This window comes from Shimia gijangensis, assembly GCF_900142085.1.
Classification (GTDB): domain Bacteria; phylum Pseudomonadota; class Alphaproteobacteria; order Rhodobacterales; family Rhodobacteraceae; genus Shimia; species Shimia gijangensis.
On the sequence record NZ_FQZQ01000016.1, the window covers coordinates 40894 to 67039 of the forward strand.

The 26146-nt window shown below is 55.6% G+C and carries 27 protein-coding genes; 17 read left to right on the top strand and 10 right to left on the bottom strand.

Annotation, left to right across the window (positions count from 1 at the left end):
* Positions 1 to 97 precede the first annotated feature (97 nt).
* Together BUC32_RS13975 and BUC32_RS13980 are read left to right on the top strand one after the other, a co-directional pair.
* Positions 98 to 916, top strand: a complete 819-nt coding sequence (locus tag BUC32_RS13975; RefSeq protein WP_073254019.1) for a sulfotransferase family protein — start codon at positions 98 to 100, stop codon at positions 914 to 916.
* A 79-nt stretch (positions 917 to 995) separates the two neighbouring features.
* A complete protein-coding gene (locus BUC32_RS13980; protein ID WP_073254022.1) occupies positions 996 to 1625 on the top strand; it encodes a glutathione S-transferase family protein in 630 nt (209 codons plus the stop codon).
* 476 nt (positions 1626 to 2101) lie between these two features.
* On the opposite strand, the gene BUC32_RS13985 is transcribed toward BUC32_RS13980, so the two are convergent.
* Positions 2102 to 2788 carry a response regulator transcription factor gene (locus tag BUC32_RS13985; protein WP_073254179.1) on the bottom strand — a complete coding sequence of 229 codons (687 nt, stop codon included), beginning with the start codon at positions 2786 to 2788 and terminating at the stop codon, positions 2102 to 2104.
* 169 nt (positions 2789 to 2957) lie between these two features.
* Here BUC32_RS13985 and ribA point away from each other — a divergent pair, with 169 nt between their 5' ends.
* Positions 2958 to 4049 (top strand): GTP cyclohydrolase II, encoded by a 1092-nt coding sequence (gene ribA, locus BUC32_RS13990; RefSeq protein ID WP_073254025.1) that lies wholly within the window; start codon positions 2958 to 2960, stop codon positions 4047 to 4049.
* Positions 4046 to 4549 carry a L,D-transpeptidase family protein gene (locus BUC32_RS13995; protein ID WP_245815188.1) on the top strand — a complete coding sequence of 168 codons (504 nt, stop codon included), beginning with the start codon at positions 4046 to 4048 and terminating at the stop codon, positions 4547 to 4549. Before ribA ends, BUC32_RS13995 begins: the two co-directional genes overlap by 4 nt.
* 1 nt (position 4550) lies before the next feature.
* On the opposite strand, the gene BUC32_RS14000 is transcribed toward BUC32_RS13995, so the two are convergent.
* Both BUC32_RS14000 and BUC32_RS14005 read right to left on the bottom strand, forming a co-directional pair.
* Positions 4551 to 5204 (bottom strand): YggS family pyridoxal phosphate-dependent enzyme, encoded by a 654-nt coding sequence (locus BUC32_RS14000; protein WP_073254031.1) that lies wholly within the window; start codon positions 5202 to 5204, stop codon positions 4551 to 4553.
* Between the two features lie 111 nt (positions 5205 to 5315).
* Positions 5316 to 6206 (bottom strand): porin, encoded by an 891-nt coding sequence (locus BUC32_RS14005; RefSeq protein WP_073254034.1) that lies wholly within the window; start codon positions 6204 to 6206, stop codon positions 5316 to 5318.
* A 371-nt stretch (positions 6207 to 6577) separates the two neighbouring features.
* Here BUC32_RS14005 and BUC32_RS14015 point away from each other — a divergent pair, with 371 nt between their 5' ends.
* Positions 6578 to 7105 carry a DUF3576 domain-containing protein gene (locus tag BUC32_RS14015; protein ID WP_073254040.1) on the top strand — a complete coding sequence of 176 codons (528 nt, stop codon included), beginning with the start codon at positions 6578 to 6580 and terminating at the stop codon, positions 7103 to 7105.
* A 26-nt stretch (positions 7106 to 7131) separates the two neighbouring features.
* Here the strand turns inward: BUC32_RS14015 and BUC32_RS14020 are convergent, their stop codons facing one another.
* Positions 7132 to 8388 carry a glycosyltransferase family 4 protein gene (locus BUC32_RS14020; protein WP_073254181.1) on the bottom strand — a complete coding sequence of 419 codons (1257 nt, stop codon included), beginning with the start codon at positions 8386 to 8388 and terminating at the stop codon, positions 7132 to 7134.
* A gap of 171 nt (positions 8389 to 8559) precedes the next feature.
* Here BUC32_RS14020 and leuS point away from each other — a divergent pair, with 171 nt between their 5' ends.
* Genes leuS through holA form a run of 3 tightly spaced genes read left to right on the top strand, consistent with a single transcriptional unit; the run spans position 8560 to position 12603 of the window.
* Positions 8560 to 11097: a leucine--tRNA ligase gene (gene leuS / locus BUC32_RS14025; RefSeq protein ID WP_073254043.1), complete on the top strand. Its 2538-nt coding sequence runs from the start codon at positions 8560 to 8562 to the stop codon at positions 11095 to 11097.
* A complete protein-coding gene (gene lptE, locus BUC32_RS14030; RefSeq protein ID WP_073254045.1) occupies positions 11084 to 11581 on the top strand; it encodes an LPS assembly lipoprotein LptE in 498 nt (165 codons plus the stop codon). The genes leuS and lptE overlap by 14 nt, the downstream gene beginning before the upstream one ends.
* Positions 11578 to 12603 carry a DNA polymerase III subunit delta gene (gene holA / locus BUC32_RS14035; protein WP_073254048.1) on the top strand — a complete coding sequence of 342 codons (1026 nt, stop codon included), beginning with the start codon at positions 11578 to 11580 and terminating at the stop codon, positions 12601 to 12603. Before lptE ends, holA begins: the two co-directional genes overlap by 4 nt.
* A 6-nt stretch (positions 12604 to 12609) precedes the next feature.
* Here the strand turns inward: holA and BUC32_RS14040 are convergent, their stop codons facing one another.
* Entirely contained in the window at positions 12610 to 13038 is a 429-nt protein-coding gene (locus BUC32_RS14040) for a GFA family protein (protein ID WP_073254050.1), read from the bottom strand.
* Positions 13039 to 13183: 145 nt separating this feature from the next.
* Here BUC32_RS14040 and BUC32_RS14045 point away from each other — a divergent pair, with 145 nt between their 5' ends.
* Positions 13184 to 13768, top strand: a complete 585-nt coding sequence (locus BUC32_RS14045; RefSeq protein ID WP_073254053.1) for a glutathione S-transferase family protein — start codon at positions 13184 to 13186, stop codon at positions 13766 to 13768.
* On the opposite strand, the gene BUC32_RS14050 is transcribed toward BUC32_RS14045, so the two are convergent.
* Positions 13765 to 14931, bottom strand: a complete 1167-nt coding sequence (locus tag BUC32_RS14050) for a TIGR03862 family flavoprotein (RefSeq protein ID WP_073254056.1) — start codon at positions 14929 to 14931, stop codon at positions 13765 to 13767. The two genes, BUC32_RS14045 and BUC32_RS14050, sit on opposite strands and share 4 nt — an antisense overlap.
* Positions 14928 to 16250 (bottom strand): mechanosensitive ion channel family protein, encoded by a 1323-nt coding sequence (locus BUC32_RS14055; RefSeq protein ID WP_073254059.1) that lies wholly within the window; start codon positions 16248 to 16250, stop codon positions 14928 to 14930. The genes BUC32_RS14050 and BUC32_RS14055 overlap by 4 nt, the downstream gene beginning before the upstream one ends.
* 73 nt (positions 16251 to 16323) lie before the next feature.
* On the opposite strand from BUC32_RS14055, the gene BUC32_RS20975 reads away from it, so the two are divergent.
* Positions 16324 to 16617, top strand: a complete 294-nt coding sequence (locus tag BUC32_RS20975) for an HNH endonuclease (protein WP_073254184.1) — start codon at positions 16324 to 16326, stop codon at positions 16615 to 16617.
* A gap of 69 nt (positions 16618 to 16686) precedes the next feature.
* Here BUC32_RS20975 and BUC32_RS14065 read toward each other — a convergent pair whose 3' ends face one another.
* Both BUC32_RS14065 and BUC32_RS14070 read right to left on the bottom strand, forming a co-directional pair.
* Positions 16687 to 17298: an enoyl-CoA hydratase/isomerase family protein gene (locus BUC32_RS14065; protein WP_073254062.1), complete on the bottom strand. Its 612-nt coding sequence runs from the start codon at positions 17296 to 17298 to the stop codon at positions 16687 to 16689.
* Complete coding sequence (locus BUC32_RS14070) at positions 17298 to 18050, bottom strand: SDR family oxidoreductase (RefSeq protein WP_073254065.1); 753 nt, start codon at positions 18048 to 18050, stop codon at positions 17298 to 17300. Before BUC32_RS14070 ends, BUC32_RS14065 begins: the two co-directional genes overlap by 1 nt.
* A 128-nt stretch (positions 18051 to 18178) precedes the next feature.
* On the opposite strand from BUC32_RS14070, the gene BUC32_RS14075 reads away from it, so the two are divergent.
* The 3 genes from BUC32_RS14075 (at position 18179) to BUC32_RS14085 (ending at position 21924) form a co-directional block, all read left to right on the top strand.
* Positions 18179 to 19681 (top strand): DUF2125 domain-containing protein, encoded by a 1503-nt coding sequence (locus BUC32_RS14075; protein ID WP_139280735.1) that lies wholly within the window; start codon positions 18179 to 18181, stop codon positions 19679 to 19681.
* Between the two features lie 115 nt (positions 19682 to 19796).
* Positions 19797 to 21143, top strand: a complete 1347-nt coding sequence (locus tag BUC32_RS14080) for a TldD/PmbA family protein (protein ID WP_073254070.1) — start codon at positions 19797 to 19799, stop codon at positions 21141 to 21143.
* Complete coding sequence (locus BUC32_RS14085; RefSeq protein ID WP_073254072.1) at positions 21130 to 21924, top strand: 3'(2'),5'-bisphosphate nucleotidase CysQ; 795 nt, start codon at positions 21130 to 21132, stop codon at positions 21922 to 21924. Before BUC32_RS14080 ends, BUC32_RS14085 begins: the two co-directional genes overlap by 14 nt.
* A 3-nt stretch (positions 21925 to 21927) precedes the next feature.
* Here the strand turns inward: BUC32_RS14085 and BUC32_RS14090 are convergent, their stop codons facing one another.
* Complete coding sequence (locus BUC32_RS14090) at positions 21928 to 22671, bottom strand: glutamine amidotransferase (RefSeq protein WP_073254187.1); 744 nt, start codon at positions 22669 to 22671, stop codon at positions 21928 to 21930.
* 162 nt (positions 22672 to 22833) lie between these two features.
* Here BUC32_RS14090 and BUC32_RS14095 point away from each other — a divergent pair, with 162 nt between their 5' ends.
* The 4 genes from BUC32_RS14095 (at position 22834) to BUC32_RS14110 (ending at position 26129) form a co-directional block, all read left to right on the top strand.
* The gene (locus tag BUC32_RS14095; protein WP_073254074.1) at positions 22834 to 23076 is read left to right on the top strand and encodes a DUF4170 domain-containing protein; all 243 of its coding nucleotides are present in this window, start codon (positions 22834 to 22836) and stop codon (positions 23074 to 23076) included.
* 9 nt (positions 23077 to 23085) lie between these two features.
* Positions 23086 to 24303 carry a 3-deoxy-D-manno-octulosonic acid transferase gene (locus BUC32_RS14100; RefSeq protein ID WP_073254077.1) on the top strand — a complete coding sequence of 406 codons (1218 nt, stop codon included), beginning with the start codon at positions 23086 to 23088 and terminating at the stop codon, positions 24301 to 24303.
* Complete coding sequence (lpxK, locus tag BUC32_RS14105; RefSeq protein WP_073254079.1) at positions 24303 to 25292, top strand: tetraacyldisaccharide 4'-kinase; 990 nt, start codon at positions 24303 to 24305, stop codon at positions 25290 to 25292. Before BUC32_RS14100 ends, lpxK begins: the two co-directional genes overlap by 1 nt.
* A gap of 72 nt (positions 25293 to 25364) precedes the next feature.
* Positions 25365 to 26129 (top strand): SDR family NAD(P)-dependent oxidoreductase, encoded by a 765-nt coding sequence (locus tag BUC32_RS14110; RefSeq protein ID WP_220387634.1) that lies wholly within the window; start codon positions 25365 to 25367, stop codon positions 26127 to 26129.
* Positions 26130 to 26146: the final 17 nt, after the last annotated feature.

The window sequence follows — 26146 nt, forward strand, 5'->3', positions numbered from 1 at the left end:
AACGGACGTTGAATAAACAGACTTTTTTTGCTTTTTTGTCGGTAGGACAAACTGTGGCCGAATTGTTGAGCCTCAGAATTGATGGAGACATTGTTTCATGGGCTTTCCCGGCACCTGGATGACTGAAAGCGAAAGCGTCGTGTATCGGGTTGTACCGAAGTGCGCCTGCTCAACGATTGGTCAGATTATGTATTACTCTGATCACGGCGAATTTTTTGACGGTGACATTCACGACGCGAACAGTGGCTTGCACAAGTGGGCTATTGAAACGAGCCAGGCCGCAATCACCAAGAATGTACGATCGCATTCCTCTTACGCCTTCACATGTGTACGAAATCCTTACACGCGCATTCTGTCTTCATTTTTTGACAAAATCTGTGGAATTCAGCGCAACGGAAGACGGTATCGCGGTAACCTTGTGCCAACCCTGATCCAAAAATACGGCATCGAAGTTGGCGGCGATGACGGCAAACAGGAATTTGACCAGATTCAAAGCTTCCGCCGATTCCTGTTGTTTGCACGAGACACCATCCGTTGGCGTCGCCCGATGGATCCCGACATTCACTGGTCGGCCATGTCAGGCCACGTGTCGACTTTCATTGTCAATGGCGGCACCTACGACAAGATTTTCTTCACTGAGACATTCAACGAAGGCATGCAGCAGGTGCTTGATGGTATCGAAACGGCACATACAGTCGATCTGAAAACGATTCCGCGTTTCAACGAATCCGAAGGTCATGGCCCCAAGAGATTGCATCCGGTGGAAGACTATTTTGACGATCTGTCGATGCATCTTGTGTACGAGATTTTCAAACGGGACTTTGATTTGTTTAAATATGACTTCAAAGACCCTTCGAACAAATTCCCCATCGGCGAGATCGATCTGGACGAAGTACACGCCAAATTGGGCGATTGAGGAAATCTCCGTAACGGAACTCTCGACAAGTCGTGAATTGGCGATGAACCTAACCTGAATTCTTCAGGAGGACCGCGCCATGATATTTTATGATTGTTCAACTGCACCAAGCCCGCGCCGGGCGCGCATGCTGATTGCCGAAAAAGGCATAGATGTCGAAAAACACGACGTTTCTCTCGCCAAAGAAGAACAGCTTTCGGCAGAGTTTCTGGCCATCAATTCTGGCGCGACTGTGCCGGTTTTGATCACGGAAACTGGTGTCACACTAACCGAAAACCTTGGTATTGCGGCCTATCTTGAAGCCCGCTTTCCTGAACCTGCTTTGATGGGGAACACGCCCGACGACAAGGGTGCGATCCTGATGTGGACCGCAATCGCCGAAGGACAGTGCGGGCTTGCGGTGGCCGAAGCCCTTCGAAATTCCAATCCACATATGAAAGATCGGGCGATCCCCGGCCCCGAGAATTTTGAGCAAATCCCACAGCTGGCCGAGCGCGGGCTGCGTAGAATTGATTTGTTTTTCGACAAATTGGATCAAAGGTTGCAAGGTCGCGACTTTATCGCCACCCAGGACTTTAGCCTGGCAGATATCACCGCATTTGTGCTCGTCGATTTCGCGCGTGTTGTTCAAAAACGCGTTTCAGACACGCACCCAGACCTGAAACGCTGGTATGAGGCGGTTAAATCCCGGCCCTCTGCTCAGCTTTAACTCGCTAAAGAATTGGGAGGCCCCCAACAGACCTCCCAAACGGCATACTTCGCCATACTCGCCCAGCTTGGTGTACGGCGGCCCCAATTGTAAAAGATCAGGGTTGAGATGCCTCCGACAGTGAGGAATCTGGCACGTGATTGACTGCTTCAGAAGCCTTTTCACGTGAATTGCAGTCAATTATCGTGAGTTGCAGTGGAAAAAATTTGCTATGAACTGACGAAACGCCAACCCACCGGTTAACTGGTCGTGCAAGCAAAACCATAGTCTCGACAGGCACCGACCCTCCAAAAAAAGAGGCCCGGATCAAGTCCGGGCCTAGTCCAACAGGGAGGTGCATATCATTACCCGGACATGCACGGGATCTGTTAAAAACTATCTATGTGTCAGGCTAGCCCGACTCATTGATCCACATCAAAGCTACTGAAAGCTTGCCGGATAAGTGTTGCCAAATTGTTTCATTTTCCGTGGATAATTTACGCTACAAGCCGATATCCGCCGGATTCAGTGATCAAAAGGCGCGCGTTTGACGGGTCTGGTTCGATCTTTTGGCGCAAGCGATAGATGTGAGTTTCAAGCGTATGCGTGGTGACACCTGCGTTGTAACCCCAAACTTCATGCAACAATACATCACGGGCCACGACGCCCTCGGTGGACCGGTAGAGGAATTTCAGGATATTTGTTTCCTTCTCGGTCAGGCGTATTTTCTTCTCGTCTTCAGCGATCAAAATCTTCATCGCTGGTTTGAAGGTATACGGACCAAGCTGAAAAACAGCATCCTCAGATTGTTCGTGTTGGCGCAACTGAGCCCGAATCCGGGCCAGCAGAACCGGAAACTTGAATGGCTTGGTCACGTAATCATTGGCGCCCGCATCGAGCCCAAGAATAGTGTCCGCATCGGTATCATGGCCGGTCAACATCAACACCGGGCATTTAACGCCTTGTTTACGCATCAGACGACACAGCTCGCGGCCATCGGTATCCGGCAGACCCACATCAAGGATCATCAAGTCATAAAGACCCTCTTTGGCCTTAACCATCGCCTCGGCGCCATTGGCCGCTTCGAAAACATCAAAGTCCTCGGTCATCACCAGCTGTTCGGACAGCGCTTCGCGCAGATCGTCATCATCGTCTACCAAAAGGATCTTTTTGAGTTGGGCCATCCGGGCCTCCTGTTGTCGTTCTTCGGTCTCTGAACTATTCATTTGGTTCGGTTTCACGTTTGAGACAAGAATTGCTGCAATTCTCTCACGCGGTCGTGTAATCGCACGGTCAAATGTTTCATATTGCTACAAACAGGGCTACATCTGACTTTCCAGTCCCGAGGATGACATGAGTTTTGCACCCGACATCGTAGAACGCCTGGCCCGAGCACGCTCGGATTTGCGCATGGGCGTGCCGATCTTGCTGACCGGAAGGGGCAAAGCAGCGTTGGTCATGGCCGCCGAAACGCTGAACGAAGAACGTCTCAAGGACATGAAAGCTCTTGATGGGCAGCCAGTGCTGGCGATCACGTCACGGCGTGCAGAGACACTTAAGGCGCGTGCCTACGACGGTGACATCGCACGAATCGAACTGCCAACCGACGCAGATCAAGCCTGGGTTCAAGGTGTGGCGAACCCCTCTGACGATCTGAACAAGCCGATGAAGGGGCCACTGCCGTCGCAACGCGACGGAGACGCCGGCCTGCATCGATCCGCGATTCAAATTGCCAAATCCGCTCGATTGTTGCCCGCTGCACTTGTTTTAACCCTGAAAAATGCCGCGTCTTTTGCGCTTGAGAATGGTTTGACAGTGATTCCGGCTGATCTGGCCAAACCGCATCTTGGAGCAACAAGCCCGTTGCACCCGGTTGTCCATGCCCGCTTGCCTATGGATGCCGCAGAGGCAGGACGATTGCACATTTTCCGGCCCGAAGATGGCGCGGAAGAGCATTATGCAATTGAAATCGGCCGGCCCGCTCGGGACAAACCGGTTCTTGCCAGATTGCATTCCGCCTGTTTCACCGGCGATGTTTTAGGAAGCCTGAAATGCGATTGCGGGCCACAATTGCGCGGTGCTCTGGCGCAGATGGGGCACGAAGGTGCGGGCGTCTTGCTGTACCTTAATCAGGAAGGACGCGGCATCGGGTTGGCCAACAAAATGCGTGCCTATTCGCTTCAGGATCAAGGCTTTGATACGGTTCAGGCCAACCACCGACTTGGATTTGAAGACGATGAGCGAGATTTTCGAATTGGGGCTAACATCCTGAAAAAAATGGGTTTTGCATCGGTTCGCTTGATGACCAACAATCCTCGCAAAATCTCGATGATGGAAAATGCGGGTGTTGATGTGGCGGAACGGGTCGCTTTGAAAGTGGGCGAGAACGCACACAACCAAGCCTATCTCGCCACCAAGGCGAAGAAGTCTGGGCACCTGCTGTGAGCCCTTATGACATGGTCCTGACACCGACGGGACTTCGGTTTTGGGGACGCAAATTTCCCTGCACAATTGGTCGGGGTGGCCTGCGCGTGGACAAGTGCGAAGGCGACGGCGCGACCCCTGTTGGGACTCATATTGTGACCGGGCTTTTGTATCGTCCTGACCGAATGGCCATGCCGACACCCTGGGCGATGGCGATTGGCAAAGACGATCTATGGTCTGACGCCAGCGAAGATATTTTTTATAATCAAATGGTTAACGCACCATATGCCCCGAGTCACGAACGGCTATTTCGTTCTGATCCTCTGTATGATCTGGTTTTGATGACCGACTGGAACTGGCCTGTCTCAAAACCCGGTAAAGGGTCTGCCATTTTTCTTCACCAGTATCGCCGTCCGGGATTTCCGACCGAAGGCTGCATCGCGTTTCGACGGGATCACATGCGCTGGATCGCCGAACGCGCGGCGCCGGGAACCCGGCTGATCGTTCGGGATTTGGCTTGAATCAGCCGTAATCACGTTCGCCAAAGATGGCCGAGCCAACACGCACATGCGTGGCGCCCAAGGCGATGGCACGCTCAAAGTCGCTGCTCATTCCCATCGACAGGCCAGCCAATCCATTGCGTTCGGCAATTTTGGCCAGAAACGCAAAATGCAGCGACGGTTCTTCTTCGACAGGTGGAATACACATCAAGCCCTGTACGGGCAAATCCATGTCACGACATTCGGAAATGAAGGCGTCCGCATCTGCCGGAAGAATTCCCGCCTTTTGTGGCTCTTCCCCAGTGTTGACCTGAATAAACAGGTCCGGACAGGCCCCGATCTCTTGGGCCAGACGGGCCAGAGTATTTGCAAGCTTGGGGCGGTCCACCGAATGAATGGCCTCGAACAGTTGCATGGCCTGACGGGCCTTGTTGGTTTGGAGCGGGCCAATCAGATGCACGTTGACGTTGTCATATCGGTTACGAAAGTCCGGCCACTTGCCGGCCGCTTCCTGAACTTTGTTTTCTCCAAACAGCCGGTGTCCCTGATCCAGTACATCTGCCACGCGTTCATTTGGCTGCACTTTGGATACGGCAATCAAATGCGTCGAGCCCGCAAGGCGTCCAACCTGTTCTTCGGCTTTGTGGATACGTGCGGTGATTTCGGCAAGCGACATGGGTGGTCTCCGGAGGTCCTGATCTGTTTGCGCACTTGAACATGAAAGGCGCGCAAAAGAAAAGGGCAGGTCCGAAGACCTGCCCTCTCTATAGGTTGTTTCAGTTCTAAATTAGAACGAGAAACGAAGACCCAAGTCAGCGCGTGTGTTACCAGCCAAGCTAGCAATACCACCTTCGAGGAAGGTGCCGCCGCCCATACGGTGCTGGAAGCCCAGGCCGTAGTTTTCGTCGTTGATCGCGTCATCTGTGTTGATGTAGCCACGAACGAATGTCGAAGCACCGGCTTGGTAGTTACCAGCGATACCCCATTTGGCGTTGCCGTCGTTGTCAGCATACTGGAGAGTACCGTCGAAGTTACCCCATGTGCCGCCGACTGTGGCTGCCCAGCTTGTGTCGCCAGCGATGTTCGAATCTTGGCCACCCAGAGCGAAGTTCCAGTTACCCATCGAGTAAGAAACGTGTGCAGCTACGCGGTCGTCAGTTTGTGTGTTGCCTTGGCCAGTCCAGGAGTACGAGAAGTGTACACCCCAGTTACCGGAAGACCACAGAACGTCGAGACCTTGTGCACCGGCACCACCAGAAGTGTATGCGTCTGCAGCAAAGTTATAAACAACGTTGGCATAGCCCAAACCAGTCAGACCAACCGAACCTGTGTACATGCCAGGCATGTTCTCGATCGCGCCCAATACTTGGCCAACCGAAACGGTGAAGCCTTGAGTGCTTACCCAGAAACGTGGAGTGTTGAAGCCAGCGCCGCCACCGGTGTAGCTTGAACGGTGCTCGTTAGACTGGTAGCGGATTTGCGCGCCAAACGACAGACCGTTGTCGGATTCTGCAGTTGCAGTTACGACGAGACGGAAGCGGCTTTCCAGCGTGGTTTCAGTTGCGGCGTTGTCTACATAGAGAACACCAAAACGGCCCAGGCCGCCAAAAGTTACGTCTGCAGCAGCAACACCAGCGGTTGCAACGAGAGCAGTCGTAGCGAAGAGAACTTTTTTCATAGTTTTTCCCTCGGATTTCCAATTCATGCGCCCAAACCGGTGAATCCAGAATGGGTATGAAGGGTGTCTCGCTCTTTTCGGGGTCTCATTGCAAGCATCCGAAGGCCCAACCGGTCAGAGTCGGTAAAAATGGTGCAGGGATGCCACAGTTTCCGGCTGCAATACGGACTTCGGCAAAAGTAAGCCTATGGAAACAGGTGCTTCACGCGCGTGCGATCTTGCTGAAAGTTGACCACATCACATTAGATCTGCAAGCGTCGAATTGATTGTGACGACCGGTATGACGACCGGTATAATGGCTCACTTTGGGCTGCCTCTCTATATATAGCCTTGCTCAAACGCACCAGCTTGGCTAGGACATATGCAAAGCGATGATCTGGGCAAGAGACATGAAGCAGCGTGGCGTTTTCGGAATACTAGCAATGTGTGCAGCGCTTGTGATGTTGTCGTCCTGTGGGCGAAACAAGTCAAACGACGGTGGCGCAGATGCCTATTTGAACCGTTCTGACGTTGGTAACCCTGTTGAAAGCATCCAGATCACCGGGTCGAAAAATGACTCGACCATTTGGGATGTCTTCGCTCCGGACAATTCAGATATTACTGTGCGGGTAAACAAGTACATTTGGAATGCCTCTCTGGAAGTCCTTGATTTTCTTCCGGTCCAGTCGGTCGATCCCTTCTCGGGTGTGATTGTAACCGGGTATGGCACACCTCCTGGTGGCGGGCGCTCTTATCGCGCGACTGTTTATGTTCGCGACCCATCTTTGGATGCGCGTGCTTTGCATGTTGCGATGCAGACCCGTGGTGGGTCAGCTGTCTCTCCTGCGACGGTTAAAGCCGTTGAGGATGCCATCCTGACACGCGCACGTCAGTTGCGTATTGCCGACGGCAAACTGTAGTTCAAACAGCTTTTCGCAGGTTTTCCTTATGAAAACTTGCCGGGCTGCATCTCGGCCAACCGATCAATCCACTCGAGTTGCTTAGGCAGACAGACGTCTTTCAGATCGTATCGCGATATCGCAACTTTGCGCGAGGATGTCGCCAGTGCGTCGCGCATGTCGGAATCAGAAAGAACGGTGCAAATTTCGTCCACCATCCTGTCCTGGTCAAAAAACGGGAACAATCGCCCGGTATCCCCGTGTGAAATCACCTCTGTGACCGGTGGCGTGTCACTGGCCACAATCGGCGCCCCGATTGCCATGGCTTCAATCAATGACCAGCTAAGGACAAATGGATAGGTCAGATACACGTGAGCCCGGCTGATCTGCATCATGCTCAAGTATGTTTCATAGGGTATGCGACCCAGAAAATGCACGCGCTGCCAGTCCTTTGTTGGAATACGGCCCCGTACCTCATCGATAAATATTTGTTTCCAGGTTTGGCCTTTGGCAGGTCGCGCACCGTAGCTCACCCCATCACCACCAACCATCAGAATGCGCGCATCTGGCCGTTCTTTTAACAACCGTGGCAACGCGCGCATGAACACATGATAGCCGCGGTACGGTTCAAAGTTGCGATTCACAAATGTTATTACTTCGTCTTCACGAGTCAGAACCTCGCCGGTTTCCAGTTTAATGCTGGCATCCGAATTGGGACAAAACACCTCTGTATCAATGCCATCGTGAATCACGCTGATCCGATCCCGCACCGAGGCTGGGTATGTGTTGGCCTGAAACTCTGTAGGAGAGATGCCAAGGTTGCCAACTTCCAGATGCATGAAATTGCTGAGGTTCTTCAACCGTAACCGGATTGGCTCTTCATCTGGCGCGTGCTGCGGGAACTCCGGATCAAAGCCGGCTTCTCCATTGATTGAATCGTAATACAATTCGCAAAACAACCCGATCCGGGCCTCTGGCCATAAATCGCGTAAAAACATCGATTCCCCCCAGCCAGGATGCGCCACAATGACATCCGGCGAGAACCCTCGTTTCTTCAATTTCATCGCGGCAGAATAACAAGATTCGGCGCGCAAAAGCTTGCTCTCAAAATCCACGAGCCATGGATGCAACCCTGTCGAGGGTTGGCGTTTGATCGTGTAGGGGATTAATTCGACCCCCTTCCACTTGGCAGGCTCTTTGACCCGCAGCGTCAATGAGACAACCTTATGTCCTTTGGTGGCCAGCGCTGGTGCCAGATGTTTGAATTGACCGGGGAAATTCTGATGGATGAAAAGAATATTCATAAGGTTTGCCTGCTGAAAAATGTCTTTTGTTTTGTATATCTCAAATTCTAGCCCGAAACAGGGCTGCATTTTTTTCATTTGAAACGCTCTGCCCCTAGACCGCAAGGCTCTGGGCGCATATCACCTCCTGCAAAATGCTCAAAAGCACGTTACGTTCGAAAGGTGACACACATGTCGCGCTACTCTGCCGCCGAGATCGAAGCCAAATGGCAAGAGGCCTGGTCCAAAACCGAGACTTTCAAAGCCGTTCGGGATGAATCCAAGCCCAAATACTATGTGCTGGAAATGTTTCCGTACCCTTCGGGTCGCATCCATATGGGGCATGTGCGCAACTATACGATGGGCGATGTGATCGCGCGCTATAAGATGTCGACCGGCCACAATGTGCTGCACCCAATGGGGTGGGATGCCTTTGGAATGCCTGCAGAAAACGCCGCTATGGCCATTGGGGGTCACCCCAAGGACTGGACCTATGGCAATATTGCAGACATGCGCGACCAGATGAAGCCGCTGGGCCTGTCGATTGATTGGAGCCGCGAATTCGCCACCTGTGATCCAGAGTACTATGGCCAACAGCAAGCGCTGTTCCTGGATTTCCTTGAAAAGGGTTTGGTTTATCGCAAGAACGCCGTGGTGAACTGGGATCCGGTCGACATGACGGTTCTGGCCAACGAACAGGTCGAAGGTGGCCGTGGCTGGCGTTCGGGTGCATTGGTCGAACGTCGCGAGCTGACCCAATGGTTCTTTAAAATCTCGGACATGTCCGAAGAATTGCTGTCAGCACTGGACGGGTTGGACAACTGGCCCGCCAAAGTGCGTCTGATGCAGGAAAACTGGATCGGCAAATCACGCGGTCTTCAGTTTGCATTTGAACGCACCGACGATGGCGACGCGATTGAGGTCTACACCACGCGTCCCGACACGCTGAACGGTGCGTCGTTCGTGGGTATTTCGCCAGACCATCCGCTGTCCAAAGAGCTTGAGAAATCCAACGCTGATCTGGCAGCCTTCAACGTCGAGGCCCGCAAAGGCGGCACGACGGAAGAAGCGATTGAGACCGCGCCCAAGCTTGGGTTTGATACAGGGCTCAAGGTCAAACATCCGCTGACCGGGGACGAGTTGCCGGTTTGGGTCGCTAACTTTATTCTGATGGGATACGGCACCGGCGCGATTTTTGCCTGTCCGGCCCATGACCAGCGCGATCTTGATTTCTGCCGCAAATACGATCTGCCCGTCATAGATACTTTCTATGCGCTGGAGGATCCCAAGCCTGTGGCAAATGAAGCCTTTGTGCCGCCCAAGTCGGACAAAGTGAAATGGGTCGACCATTTCGCAGGCCTTGATGAAGCCACCGGGCAGGAAGCCATCGACGCCACCATCGCGTTTGCCGAAAAGGGCGGATGGGGCAAAGGTGTTACCAAATACCGCCTGCGTGATTGGGGCCTGTCCCGTCAGCGTTATTGGGGTTGCCCGATTCCGGTTGTGCATTGTGACGACTGTGGCGTGGTGCCTGAGAAAAAAGAAAACCTGCCGATTGAGCTGCCCTATGATGTCACCCTGGACGTTCCCGGCAATCCGCTCGACCGTCACCCGACGTGGCGAAACTGTGCCTGCCCGTCATGCGGCAAGGACGCCCAGCGCGAGACAGATACGATGGATACCTTTGTGGATTCGTCATGGTATTTTGCGCGTTTCACCGCGCCACGCGCCGAAACGCCAACCAATCTGGACGATGCCACCTATTGGATGAACGTCGATCAGTACATCGGCGGTATCGAGCACGCGATTCTGCACCTGTTGTATTCACGGTTCTTTGCTCGTGCGATGCAGGTTTGTGGCCATCTGCCGGAATCGGCCAAAGAGCCCTTTGATGCCCTGTTCACCCAAGGCATGGTCACGCATGAGATTTATCAGACCCGCGATGAAAAAGGCCGGCCTGTCTATCACCTGCCCGAAGACGTGGCAGACGGCAAACTGATCGCAACCGGCGAAGCGGTTGAAATCATCCCTTCGGCCAAAATGTCGAAGTCGAAGAAAAACGTCGTCGATCCGGTCAGCATCATCTCATCCTTTGGTGCCGACACCGCGCGCTGGTTCGTTCTGTCCGATTCGCCCCCCGAGCGGGATGTGGAATGGACGGCGTCGGGCGCCGAAGCGTCGCACAAACACCTGAGCCGGGTTTGGAATCTGTGTGACAAGATCGGCGCGATGGACCCCGCAGCCACAGGTCAAGGCGACGAAGACCTCTTGCGCGAAATGCACAAAGCCATCCGCGATGTGACTCTTGGTGTCGAAAGCTTTGGCTTTAACGCCTCGATTGCGAAACTCTATGGCTTCACCAACACGCTGGCGAAATCCAAAGCAGGTGCGGTCGCCCAAAAACAAGCGATCAAAACGCTGGCGCAGCTGATGGCCCCAATGACGCCACATCTGGCCGAAGATATCTGGGCCCATCAGGGTGGCGAAGGTCTGGTGATTGACGCTCCTTGGCCGGTCGCGGATGAAGCCATGCTGGTTGAAGCCAACGTGACCTTGCCGATTCAGATCAACGGCAAACGCCGCGCGGAAATCAGCGTGCCTGCAGATATGTCGAAGGAAGAGGTTGAAAAAATCGCCCTCGCCAACGAAGCTGTGATCAAAGCGCTGGATGGGGCCCAGCCCAAGAAACTGATTGTTGTCCCCGGTCGGATTGTAAATGTCGTCATTTAGTCGCCGAAGCTTTCTAGTACTTGCTGCTGCCGGACCTTTGCTGGCGGGCTGCGGGTTCACGCCAACCTATGGGACCGACGGCAAGGCGAGCGGTCTGCTGGGTCAGGTGATCGTCGACGAACCGAATGACAACAACACCTATCTTCTGGGCCGCGAGCTGGAAGACAGGCTTGGGCGCGTGTCTTCTGGTAACTATGGCCTGTCCATTGCGGTCGTCACGGAAGAACGCAGTACCGGTAAAACCATCAGCGGCGTGACCTCGCGGTATGATGTTGTTGGGGACGCGACATTTGCGTTGCGCGATTTGTCGTCCGGTCAGGTTCTGACTTCGGGGAAAGCCCGCAACTATACTGGGTATTCGGCTACGGGCACCTCAGCGGCGACATTGGCCGCGCAAGACGATGCCTATGAGCGCCTTATGGTGATCCTGACCGATCAGATTATGGCCAGCCTGTGGGCATGGTCTGCCAAGAGCGCCACATGAAACTGATGGGGCGCGATGGCGCCCGCTATTTCACCAAACCCGAACCACACCGCACTGGTGTTTTAATCTATGGGCCTGACCCCATGCGAATCGCTCTGAAGCGGCAAGAGTTGATTGCTGCCCTGATCGGCCCGCAAGGCGAAGAAGAAATGCGCCTGACGCGCATCCCTGCCAGCGACCTGCGCAAAGACCCTGCCCTTTTGAATGACGCGATCAAGGCGGCAAGCTTTTTCCCCGGCCCGCGTGTGGCGTTTGTCGAAGACGCCAATGACACTGCCGCCCCTGCGGTTCTGGCAGCTTTGAAAGATTGGGGCGAAGGTGACGCACAGATTGTAGTGACGGCTGGATCGCTCAAAGCCTCATCCAAAATTCGTAAGGCGTTTGAAACCCACCCCAATGCCTATGCCGCTGCAATCTACAATGATCCTCCCAGCCGCGATGAAATCGAATCCGAACTGGCGAAATCCGGCCTGCGCGATATTGAACGTAACGCCATGACGGATCTGTCCAATCTGGCACGTGATCTGGATCCGGGCGATTTTCGTCAGACGCTGGAAAAACTGTCGCTGTATAAACGCGGCGACACCACCTCTGTTACCTCGGATGATATTGCCAACTGTGCTCCGACTTCGACCGAAGCCGGGTTGGACGACGTTCTGAACATCGTCGCCGAAGGCCGCGCGCCTGAATTGGGACCCATTCTGCGCAAACTGCAGGCCCAAGGGGTCAATCCTGTTTCGTTGTGCATTGGGGCCACCCGCCACTTCCGCGCGCTTTATACCGCCGCGTCTGATCCCGGTGGTGCGGCCGCTGGCATTGCCCGCATGCGCCCACCAATTTTCGGCCCACGCCGGGATCGTATGTTGCGACAGGCCCAGGGCTGGGGAGCATTTAAGCTTGAGCAGGCCCTGACCTATCTGACCGACACGGATCTGCTATTACGCTCGGCCGGTCAAAGCGCACCAGCCATGGCGCTGGTTGAACGCATGCTGTTACGGCTTGCCATGTTGGCACGCCGTTAACCTGATCTAGTCCTGAGGCGCAAACATCGCGAAAACCTCGGCGCCGGTCATCTTGGCCGTATCCCCCGCAAAGGCATACCCATCGGGCTTTTCATCGATGAAAATCTCTTGTTTCATGACCACGCCGTCGGCGTTGTCCAATGTCCCCAACCCCATATGATAGGTGCCCTGTTCCGGGCCCGGAGCCGTCACACGATAAAACAGGCTGCTACCGCATTTGGCGCAGGAAGCGCGCTCTGCCCATTCCGAGGATTTGAACATGTTCAGATTCTCTTCTCCTTCAATAGTGACCTCATGCGCGGCAGCCATAAAGGCAACAAACGCGCCGCCGCTCCATTTTCGGCACATAGAACAGTGACATGTTCCACAATCCGCCGGGGCCTTGGCCAATGTGTATTTTACGGCGCCACACAAACATGATCCGGTATTGGACATACGATTCTCTCCTATTTTGTGATGCCAGAATACGCGCCTTTCCTGCCAGTTTCTGTCAGCATTCCGGTGGCCAATGGATGAAATTTGAACCCTTGCCGAGCCGAGCACGAGTCGCCAATGTGGCAAAAATCAAAAAGGACACGCCATGTATGAACTTTTAGGAAGCCCAACCAGTCGCGCCTTTCGGGTGATGTGGATGCTCGAAGAGCTGGGCCAGCCTTACACCATGACCAAAGCCGCACCCCAGTCTGAGGAGGTCAGAGTCCTAAACCCATCAGGCAAAGTCCCGGTGTTTAAGGATGGTGAAGATGTTATCACGGATTCATCCGCCATCATCACCTATCTAGCGGACAAACATGGCGCTCTGACCGCTCCTGCCGGAACAGTGGCGCGTGGCCAGCAGGACGCCATGACCCAGTGCATCCTTGACGAGATTGACGCGGTTCTGTGGACGGCGGCACGACACGGTTTCATTTTGCCCGAGGACAAGCGTGTACCAGAGGTAAAAACTTCATTAAAATGGGAATACGAACGCAATCTTGACCGCATCATGAAACAGGCCAAAGGCCCGTATCTGATGGGCGATGAGTTCACTGTGCCTGATATCATTCTGGCCCACTGCGGAGCCTGGGCCAAGTCCGCGAAATTCCCGTCAGACAACGAGGATTTCAAAATCTACCTCAAGGCGTGTCGGTCTCGCGATGCTTTTCAGAAATTGACCGCTGGCTAAGCCGTCTGCGCCATGGCAAATTCGGCGGCGTACTGACCTGCCCAGCGCCCAGTGGCCAGACAGGCCGTCAACAAATAGCCACCTGTCGGAGCCTCCCAATCCAACATTTCCCCGGCAGCGAACACGCCGGGGCGATGTTGCAGCATCAGACCTTTGTCCAAAGCCTCCAACCGAATGCCTCCGGCAGTTGAGATCGCCTGATCCATTGGTCTGGGGCCGTCGTGACGGATTGGCAATGCCTTGAGAACGGGCGCAAGATCGGCGGGCAGTGGTCGGGCATATTCCATCAGCAACGCTTGTTTCACCGGATCAAGCCTCAGCGCCTTGCGCAAATGGTTGCTCAGGCTGGCCTTGCCGCGTGGTTTGGCAAGACGCTTGCGAATCTCGTCCTCGCTTAGGTCGGGCAGCAAATCCAGCGTCAGATCGTGCCCCTCACGCATCGGGCGCGACACCGCATAAATCCCGCCCCCTTCCAGTCCGGTTTGTGAGATCACAAACTCGCCGCGCACGCGCTGAACGCCAGCGCATAAGGCCACGTTTTTGACAGGCCCGCCAATGTGTTTGGCCATATGCTTGGACCAGTTCACCACAAAACCCATATTCGCCGGTTGAAACGGTGACAGCGGCGCGTCGATCCAATTGGCCCAAGCCCCATCAGAGCCTAACCTTGCCCAACTGGCCCCGCCACAGGCCAAAACAGCCACGTCTGCCGTAACTGTCTGACGTCCTTCAGGGGTCTCAAACACGAACCCATCTTCCTCGCCAATCCAGCGCCAGCGAGGTTTGATCTCAACGCCCAGATCATTCAGCCGCCCTAACCAGGCCCGCAGCAATGGTGAGGCCTTCATGGCGCGGGGAAACACACGGCCCGTTGAGCCTGTGAACACCTCCTGCCCCAGTTCTTCGGCCCAGACTCGGACCTGATCCGGCCCAAATGCCTCAAGCATCGGGCGCAGCGCGGGCGCGGCTTCTTCAAAGGCCGAAAGAAAGGCTTCAAACGGCTCATCCTTGGTCAGGTTCAGCCCGGATTTACCCGCCATCAGAAACTTGCGCGCGACGCTGGGTTTGGCGTCCGAGACAACCACAGACAGGCCGTGTTCGGCCAGAACATCCGCCGCCATTAAACCGGCCGGGCCAGCACCGATGACAAGTGCTGTTTTCATTCAGATTTCGTTGTCAAGCTGCCCGACACTTCGATCACGCGATGCGGGTATGGAATTTCGATGTCGTTGTCTTTCAGCGCATTCCAGATACGGAACAACACATCCGACGTGTATTTGTGACGCCCGTCATCGATACCGTTGACCCAGAATTCGACCGAGAAATCCACCCCGCTATCGCCAAATCCGCGCAACTCGCAATCAGGTGGAAAAGGATCGGACAGGACATCTGGATTCTTGGCCACAGCCGCCTCAACAATTGCGGGAACCTTATTGATATCAGTACCATAGCTGACCGAAAACGGTGCTTCGTACCGATTGGCCGATCCGCTATCAGAGTAATTCACCACACGTGTGGTGATAAAATCTTCGTTGGGAATAACGATCCATCTGCCGTCATAAGTTTCCAAAATAGTGGCGCGCGCGGTCATCTTGACGATGGTGCCGGCCTCGCCTCCATCCAGCTCCACATAATCGCCGACGGTCGCCTGGCCTTCGAGCAAAAGGATCACGCCCGAGATAAAGTTCGACGCGATCTTTTGCAGACCAAAACCAAGCCCAACACCGACCACACCACCAAGCACGGCAAGGGATGTGAGCGAAATGCCCATGATGTTCATCACCAAGAGGAAAGCGACGCCAAAGATAGCAATCTCGGCGGTTTTGGCCGTCAGCTGGCGCATCGCCGGGCGCATTTCTTGCTGGTTCTTGATAAAGGCGGCGGACTGGTCGTTCGACCACCGGCCCATCCAGAAAATCGCACCGCCAACCACGACAAACCGCAAAAGAAACAGCAATGAGAATGACAGATTGCCCAAGGGCACCACGGTCTCGTCCAGCTTGACCATGACCTCGTCAAGGATTCCCACGGCGTAAAGTGCTGCGATGGGCACTAACAGATAGCGCCCCAAAACCTTGAGCATTGGGTCCTGAATAACGTCCTTCACCAAAATGCGGGCGGCGAGGAACATGAAAAAACGTTTGCCAAAGGCAATCACAGCACCCGATCCAAAGATCGACTTGGTCACGCTTTCGCCGATGCCGGTGAAACCATAAGCCAGAAGAGGCAATAAAAGCGGCACAAACATCAACACAAAGCGGCGCGCCTTGGCGATGCTGTTGTCCTGTTCGGCCGGAGGCGTCAGGTACTTGTCAATTAAGGGCTTAAGCCTGCGCGAGGCATAGACAGCCGCAAAGTATGCGGCGAGCAACAGGGCAAATTGGGTCCAGGCAGCTGGGCTGAGCAGCCACTCTGCGGCGATGTCCCAAGCTTGCAGCGCATAGCCCTGCGCTTTGTCCAACAATTCTGTGCGATCCACCATAACACCCCTTGAGAACCCAAAACTTTACGCCATTCTCATGCCCGACCGTCGTGAAGGACTCAAGAGAAACCCTGTGTCAGACCCGATTTGCCCCTTGTGTGAACGCCCCATTCCCGCTGATGCAAGGCAAAGCCTGCATCACCTGATACCCAAGTTGAAAGGGGGTAAGAACGGCCCGACGGTGCTGTTACACCAGATTTGCCACTCCGAAATTCACGCGTCCCTGAGCGAAGCAGAGCTGGCGCGAAGCTATCACACGATCGCTGCCTTACGACTGCACCCAAGGTTGGAAAAGTTCATTCGCTGGATCGCAAAACGCCCGCCCGAGTTCCATTCAAAGACCCCGGGGCCACGCAGAAAGCGATAATGCGGAAAATCTGTGAACTGACCGTTTTGTACAAAGCTTTTTGGCCGAATACCCGTTTTGTACAAAAGTCTATGTACACAATTCCTTAATCCCCTGAGCGATCTCGGGCTTCGCAGAAAGCGTGTCGGCCGCGATCTCGCGGGCCGTGCCGAGGAGAACCTCAGGATCAACGAGACGATCCACCAGACCGAATTGCAGCGCCTCATCGGCCAGCACCTTTTGCCCGCCCATCAGGATCAGCTTGGCGCGGCTGGGCCCGATCAGCGCGGCCATTCGTTTGGGGTCAGAGGGCTGAGGCAGAAAGCCAAGTTTCATCACCGGATAGAAGAACTTTGCTGAGGGCACCGACAGGCGCAGGTCACAGGCCAGCGCCATGCCCATAGCCCCACCTGCAAGTGTGCCATTCAGCGCGGCAATGGTCAGGCCCGGCAAAGCGGCAATGTTGCCCGACAGGCGTTCCCAGACATCCGAGGTCGCAAGACCCGCGCGGGCCTCGTCCAGATCGGCGCCGGCGGAAAACACTTTGCCTGCCCCGGTCAGGACCAGCCCACGGGCGTCTTGTGCAGCTTCGGCGATATCAGCCAGCTCGGACAGCATCGCGTGAGTTAGAGAATTGGCTTTGTCCGGACGGTTGATGGTCACGACCCAAAGGCCGCTCTCCTCTTTCTGAAGGTCAATCATCAGATCAGGCCCACTTTGCGGCGGATGTCTTCGTCACGCAGGGAAATCTCATTACCAACCCAATCGTCGGCTTCGGGGCCACACATCCACAGCAAACACCGCGCCACCCATTCCGGAGGAATATGATCTGACCAGTCCATCTGCGACACCGGATTGATGCCTGATGCTTTGATCTCGCGCTGCATTTCGGTGGCCACGGTGCCCGGCGACAGGCCAATGGCGCGAATGCCCTGATGACGCGCCTCGGTGTCGACACAGCGAGTCAGCATATTCACTCCGGCCTTAGAGGCACAGTAATGGCTCCAGGCCTCAACCGGACCATGCGCGGCACCGGACGAGATTGTCAGGATCGATCCGCCGCCAGCCTTTTGCATGATCGGCATTGCAGCCCGCATGCCATAGTAAACCCCCTTGAGGTTTACATCGATGACCTTGTCCCAACCTGCGGGATCCGATGTGGCCAGATGTGAGATTGGTTCGACCAAGCCTGCGTTGTTGATCAATACATCCAAGCTCCCGAATTTTGCTACAGCGGTATCCACAGCAGCCTGAACGGAATCGTAGTCAGAAACATCGCATGTCACAGCGATCGCCTGATCGCCAATTTCACCGGCGATGCGTTCAATATCGCCCCGGCTGCGCGCAACAAGGACCACATTGGCTCCGGCCTCGGCAAAGAGGCGTGCAGCGCTTTCGCCAATGCCCCGGCTTGCTCCGGTGATCAGGACCGTTTTTCCGTTCAAATTCGCCAAAATTCTGCTCCTCGCGTCAACGCATTTTCACAGACGTAAACTGACCGTGACCCAAGGTCCAGAGTTTGGCTCTTGACCCTTCCGGTCAGGAGTCCGAAGCTATAGGCAAATTTGAAGGAGATATTCCAATGAATAGATGGTCCGCTTTTACCACAGCTGGCGCGATGGCAACATTGCTGAGCACAACTTCTGCATTCGCAGATGTCAGCAACCAAGACGTCTGGTCCACCTGGAAAGGCGTTCTGACTGGCGTAGGATACGACGTTGCCGGACAGGAAAGCCAGTCTGGTAATTCTTTGACGGTCAGCGATCTGGTTCTGAGCATTGATTTAGCGCCCGAAGAGGGCTCGGTCAGCATGAACTTCGGGGAAATGACTTTCGAAGAACAAGGTGACGGCACCGTGCGGATAGGGCTGCCTGCAACACTCCCGGTCAAGATCGTCTCGGACGTTGAAGGTGAGCAGACCGATGTGACTCTGACGGCCACAATGGACGGGCTGGATATGGTCGCTTCGGGTGATCCTGACGACATTACCTATACCTACAGCGCCAACAGCATGGCGATGGCTTTGACCGAGTTGTTGGTGAACGGGCAACCGATGGACGATTTCACCTTTGATATGATGATGTCAGCGATGTCTGGCGTGTCTTCTATAGGCGGTGGTGACATGGCGCGTTTTGCGCAGACCATGACAGCCAACAGCCTGACGATGAAGGTTAAGGGCGACGACCCGGACGACGGCAAAGTCGATATGAACATGGATATTCAGGGTCTTGCTTTTGAAAGTGAAGGCGTGGTTCCAATGGGCGTTGACCACGAGAATCCAGCAGAAATTTTCCGCAGCGGATTCAACATGCAGGGATCATTTTCTGCGGAAGGGTCGACCTTGGTTGTCGATGCTGAGGAAGATCAGGCGCCCACCAAGATCAACATGTCTACGGCTACAAGCAAGCTGGCGGTCACAATGGGCGATGGCCTGTTCGACTATGACGGCAGTGTCGTGGACGTAGCTTTTTCGATGGTGGGGGGGGGCTCACCACTGCCGATTGTCGTGAATATGGACGAGCTTTCCTACGGGCTGCTGATGCCGCTTTTGAAAGGCACCTCTCCACAGGACTTTGACTTTAGCTTCAAATTGGCGGGACTGACGATTTCGGACATGCTTTGGGGTATTTTCGATCCGGGTGGCATGTTGCCTCGTGATCCGGCGACCATCTCGGTTGCTTTGAACGGCACCACCACATTGTTCGAAGACCTTGTATCTGAGGAAATGGAAGACGCCGACGAATTTCCGGGTGAGGTCAATTCTTTGACGTTGACTGAGGTTCTCGTGGAAGCCGTTGGCGCACGCATCAGCGGCGATGGCGGCTTTGTCTTTGACAACACCGACTTGCAAACATTTGACGGCATACCGCGCCCCGAAGGCAGCGTCGCCCTGAACGTGAAAGGCGCCAATGCTTTGATGGATACGCTGGTTGCAATGGGTCTTTTGCCCGAAGAGCAGGTCATGGGTGCCCGTATGATGATGGCCATGTTCAGCGTGCCGGGCGACAGCGAAGACGAAGTGAATTCAGTGATTGAAATCAACGCTGAAGGGCATGTTTTGGCCAACGGACAGCGTATTCAGTAGGTCAAAACCAAATGAGAAAGGAACCGTGCCAGCCTTGGCGCGGTTCTTGTTTCATCGCGCTCTTGCGTGATGCGGTGCCACGGTCTACCTCAGAGGGTAGTTGAACGAGGGGCAAATGAGCGGAAATCTCGAAAAGCTGACAGAGGCAATGCTGACAGCGGCACGTGTCGCCGGGGCAGATGCCGCCGACGCCATGGCCGTTCAGGGCACATCCGTGTCGATTGATGTGCGGGGCGGGCTGCTGGAGCAGGCAGAGCGCTCTGAGGGCATCGATCTTGGCTTGCGGGTGTTTGTGGGCCAAAGGCAAGCCAATGTCTCGGTCTCGGATGCCAGCCCGGAAACGCTTGCCACCATGGCTGAGCGTGCGGTTGCGATGGCCCGCGAAGCGCCAGAGGACCCTTACATTGGGTTGGCCGACGCGGAACAACTCAGCACAGACTGGGATGTTGACGCGCTTGAGATGTCGGACCCGGCGGATGAACCTGCGCCAGCCGAGTTGCAACGTGACGCCTGCGAAGCAGAAGTGGCCGCCAGCAATGTTGCCGGTGTGTCCCAAGTCCAGTCCGCCACAGCGGGCTACAGCAATTCTCAGGTGCACCTGGCAGCCAGCAACGGATTTTCAGGCGGTTATGCCCGAACCAGCCGTGCGGTGTCCTGTGTGGCCATCGCTGGCGAAGGCGACGGCATGGAGCGGGACTTTGATGGTGACGGACGCACGTTTCAATCCGACATGCGCAGCGCACAGGATGTGGGTGTCACGGCCGGTGAACGCGCGGTAGAGCGGCTGAATGCGAAACAACCCCCGACAGGCACCTATCCGGTTCTGTTTGACGAACGCATTTCGTCCTCATTGGTGGGCCACCTGCTGGCCGCCGCCAATGGCGCCAGCATTGCACGCGGATCATCGTGGCTGCGCGGTGCCTTGGGCGAACAGGTTTTGCCCACACATTTGAATATTATCGAGGACCCACACCGCCCTCGTGTCAGTGGATCACGTCCCTTTGATGCCGAAGGCCTGCCCACCAGTCGTCGTGCCATTGTCGAAAACGGTGTGCTGACAGGCTGGACGCTGGATCTTGTGAATGGTCGCAAGTTGAACATGCCATCCACCGGTAATGCTGCGCGCGGCGTGTCCTCGCCGCCCTCGCCAGCGACATGGAATATCTTGATCACACAAAGCGATCAAAGCCGCGAAGACCTGATCCTGGATATGGGAACTGGCCTTTTGGTGACCTCATTGATTGGCTCAACCATCAACCCAACCACCGGTGACTACTCGCGTGGTGCCGCCGGGTTCTGGGTGGAAAATGGCGAGATCACGCATGCGGTCAACGAATGCACGATTGCGGGCAACCTGCGCGAAATGCTGTTGGGCATGACCCCGGCAAATGACGCGCGCGATCACCTGTCGCGCGTGATCCCATCGATCCTGATCGAAGGTCTTACCCTTGCCGGGAACTGATCTGGACCTGCTGATTGAGGCCGCAAGGGAAGCAGGCCGCATTGCCAGCCGCTTTGCGGGCACGGCGCAGGTTTGGGACAAGCCAGACGGTGCAGGCCCTGTGACCGAAGCTGATCTGGCGGTGAACGATATGCTCGAACGCGAATTGCGCGACGCCCGGCCCGACTATGGCTGGCTCAGCGAAGAATCCGCCGACAACGCGGATCGCCAATCCACCGACCGGGTTTTCATCATTGATCCGATTGATGGCACCCGAAGCTTTATCGAAGGATCGAACACCTGGGCACATTCGCTGGCGATTGCTGAACAGGGCAGGATCACCGCCGCAGTGGTTTTTCTGCCGATGCGTGACAAGCTGTATCATTCAGCTGAAGGCATGGGCGCCTTTTTGAACGGGAATGAGATATCTCCCTCCGAGCGCGGGGACCTAATCGGTGCCCATGTTCTGGCCGCCCGTCCGATTTTGGAATCACACCACTGGCAGAGTGACGTGCCAGATATGAAACGCAGCCACCGGCCCTCATTGGCGTATCGCACCGCCCTGGTGGCGGAAGGGCGGTATGATGCCATGCTGACATTGCGCCCGACCTGGGAATGGGACATCGCGGCGGGGGATCTGATCCTGCGCGAGGCGGGTGCAGCGACGTCTGATCGCTACGGCGATCCCTTGCGGTTCAACAACCCGGATCCACGCGTTCCGGGGATCGTGGCCGGCGGAAGCCGTGTTCACCGGGAATTGACTCAAGCGCTGGCCAACAAAGGTGATGCGCCACGATTATAGCCGTTAGGCCGTTGTGCGATACCGGCGCACAAAATTACGCAGTACGATTTCGGGCGCATGCACATCTGCTGCGCGGCACATTTCAACCAGTTTTTCGGCGTCTTCAGGCGGGAAATATCCGCGGTGTTTGTAAATGCCGATGCGCACTTCGAACCCGTCACTATCCGCTTCGGGGTGAAATTGGGTGGCATAGACGTTTTCACCAAAACGGATCATCTGAAATGGGCAGGTCGGGGAAGACACAAGGTGCGTACAGCCTTCGGGCAGACGTTGCACCGCCTCTTTATGCCCGACAAAAGCGTGAAAGCTTTCTGGCACGTCGGCCAGCAATGGATCGCTGCGACCTGCTTCGGTCAGGTGACAGTCTGCGGTGCCGACGTCTTCTGAGTAGTTTTCTTTCGACACCACCCGGCCCAGATGATGACCCAGAATACCAATGCCATAACAGCACCCCAGAAAGGGAAAATCCTGTTTGGTCACTTCGGGCATGAGCCCCATGACTGCCTCTTCGATGCGGGCCTCAATATCGGTCTTTTTGTCGGCAGGATCGCTGACACAACCGGGGCCACCGCCAACAATCACACCCGAGTAATCCCCAAGCGATAAATCAGCGGGCAGTTCCTGTTGATCCAGCCGAATCCGCTCTACTTCACCAACGCTCAACCCACTTTTGCGCAAAATGGCTTGAAATTCGTCATCCGAGGCTTCGGTTTCAGGACGCAGTTGCAAGATCAAAAAGGGTTTCATCAAAGAATCCATCGTCGTCAAAGGTGAAAAGGACCTGCCGTAATCATTGCCTCAGGTCAACCGTGGCATCCTGCGGCATCTGTCAGAATGTGCCGCAGGTCGCGCCCTTGTGGCGAGGTCGGCAAAGCCCTAGGTTGCCCACAACTTGTCAGGAGGACCCTTATGACCCAGCGCCTTCACCTTGTCTTTGGCGGCGAACTTGTCGATCCGAGCAACAACGTTTTCAAAGACGTCGACGATCTGCATATCGTTGGCATATTCCCCGACTACCAAAGCGCCTATGACGCGTGGAAATCCGAGGCCCAGCGCACCGTCGACAACGCCCATATGCGCTATTACATCGCGCATCTGCACCGCCTTCGCGACGAAGAAGCCGCGGCCTCTTCGACCGAGGAACTGGGTTAAATCCGGCCCATGGCGCGTTCGCTTGGATTATCGGCCTACCTGGCCTTTGCCCGCCGCGAAGCGCCGAGTCTTGATCGCATCACAGATCAACGCCCCGATGGGCAACTTTTGTGGTTGCACAGCTCTGATCCTGTGCGTGTCGACTGTCTGGCGCGACTGGCCCTGCGCCTTAAGGCACAACGGGGCAATCTGAACCTGATGGTGACCACCTCTCCGGGACAGCCACTGCCGCGCAATGCTCCCAAAGGTGTGAGCGTTCAGATCTGTGCTTCGGAAAATCCGCAGGACGTCAAAACCTTTCTGGATCATTGGAAACCGGACGCCTGCATGTGGCTGGGCCCATGGTTGCGCCCTGGTTTGATCAGCGCTGCATACCGTCAAAGCATTCCACTGTTTTTGCTGGACGCTGATGAGCCTGGACTTGAAAATCGTCGCTGGCGCTTGATGCCTGAACCTGTCAGGGCGACCCTAAATCAATTTGAACGGATCTTTGCACATTCCAAAGAGGCCGAATATCGGATGCGCCGTCTTACTCAGGAACCTCGCAGGGTTCTGGCAAGTGGGCCCCTATTAGAAGACAGCCCGGCGTTGCCCTGCAATGAAACCGATCTGGAAGAATTGGCCTCGGCGATTGGAGGGCGTCCGGTCTGGCTCGCGTCACAGGTTCAGATTCAGGAGTTGGGCACTATTCTTGATGCCCATCGATCAATATCGCGCTTGTCCCACCGCACTTTGCTTGTTCTGGTTCCGGATCAGGCCTCGGATGCTGCAGCAATGACGGCTTTGTGCCGGGACGAGGGCTGGCGGGTTGGGCATTGGGAAGACGGCGACATTCCGCAGAGCAACACTCAGATCCTGATCAGCGACGATAAGCAGGCCTTGGGACTTTGGTATCGTGTGGCCCCGGTGACATTGATGGGCAGTTCCCTGATTTCCGGCCATGGCGGGCGCAATCCGCTTGAACCAGCTGCGCTGGGCTCGGCGATCCTTTATGGGCCGGGCGTGCGGGATTACCTCGACAGCTATTCGCGGTTGGCGCAGGCGGGTGCGGCGCGTATTGTCAAAGATGCCTCCAGCCTGATATCCGCGCTCAGCCTCGTGACGGCTCCGGATCAGGCTGCAACCATGGCCCATGCGGGCTGGGAAGTGGTTTCAGAAGGCGCCGAAGTGTCAGACCAGATAATCGCGGTTGTTCAGGATGCTTTAGACCAACGGGAGGTGTCGTAATGCGCGCGCCGGGATTTTGGGATACCCCACCGGGCCGCTTTGGATTGCGGGCCAATCTGTTGGCGCCGCTGGGCGCGATCTATGCCCGAACGACTGCAAAACGGGTGGCGCGGGCGCCCAGCCATAAAGCCGGTGTTCCGGTGATCTGCGTTGGCAATCTCAATGCAGGTGGTACTGGCAAAACCCCAACCACAATCGCTTTGGTCCAGCGTCTTCAGGCGCGCGGCCTGACTCCGCATGTTGTGTCGCGGGGATATGGTGGGACGCTCGAGGGGCCGATCCGGGTCGATGAACGCGCGCATCGCGCAGAAGAGACCGGAGATGAACCTCTTTTGCTGGCGGCATTCACACCCACATGGGTGGCCAAAGACCGAGCCGAAGGCGCCAAAGCCGCCGAGGCCGCAGGGGCGGATGTGATTCTGATGGATGATGGGTTTCAAAACCCGGCACTGCACAAAGATATCTCGATCATCGTGGTGGATGCACACAAAGGTTTTGGCAACGGGCGGTGCATTCCTGCAGGGCCCTTGCGCGAACCGGTTGATATCGGACTCGCGCGAGCAGATTTGCTGTTGTCGATTGGCGATGCCCCAGCCCAAAGCCGTTTTGGTGATATCTGGGGGGGCTCTGTCAGCCTCCCGCATGCCAAAGGTGCCTTGCAACCGTTACTAATGGGCATGGATTGGTCCGAGACACCCTATCTGGCCTTTGCCGGGATCGGGCATCCGGAAAAGTTCTTTGCCACGTTACGCGGGCTTGGCGGCAAGGTCCTGCACGCAGAAGCCCTGAGCGATCATCAACCTTTCACCACGGCCCTGTTGGGCCGGTTGGAAGCAGATGCCAAGCGGCTTGGTGCACAGCTTGTCACCACGGAAAAAGACGCTGTGCGATTGCCGGCTGATTTCCGTTCCAAAGTGCTCACCTTGCCGGTGCGGTTAGAGCTGGACGACTGGTCGGTGGTGGATCAGGTTTTGCAACCAGTCCTCTAGGCAACCGCGCGGTGACATCCCACGATCCTGTGCTAGAGTTTCACCAACAACACAGATGAATGGCGAGGCGTGATGGATTTCTCTGGAAAAGTCGTATTGGTCACAGGTGGGTCGCGAGGCATTGGGGCCGAAACTGTCCGCAAAATTGTCTCACTCGGAGGCTCTGCCGTCATCCACTATGGGTCAAATCAGGCCGCCGCCCAAGGTCTGGCGGACGAGGTTGGTCGCGACAATTGCCACCTTGTCAAAGGTGAGCTTTCTCAAACGGGGGCAGCGACAGGGATCTGGCGCGAGGCGCTGGATTGGAAGGGCAGGATTGACGCTTTGGTCAACAATGCCGGTGTCTTTCTGGAAGAAGATCGCAAAGGCACAGATGACGTTTGGAGGGACACCTGGGCGCGCACGCTGCAGATCAATCTGATCTCAACTGCTGACCTGTGCCGCGAAGCGATAAACCATTGGATGGATGGGGCGCATGGTGGAGCAATTGTCAATGTCGCCAGCCGCGCCGCATTTCGCGGAGATTCACCCAATCACTGGTCTTATGCAGCCTCCAAAGGGGCGATGGTGTCGCTGACCAAGACACTGGCGCGGGCCTATAGCGGCAATGGAATTTACACGTACTGCGTTGCGCCCGGATTCGTGTCCACCGAAATGGCGCAGGCCGAATTTGACAAGGACCCGGCACTGCGCGCGCAGCTACTGAAAGAGGTTCCTTGCGGAGATATTGCACCAGCCTCGGAAATCGCCAACGCGATCTGCTTTTTCGCAGCAGGCATGGCGACCCACGCCTCCGGACAAACGCTGGACATCAATGGCGCGTCTTACGTTCGATAAAACCTTGGGAAATGGCG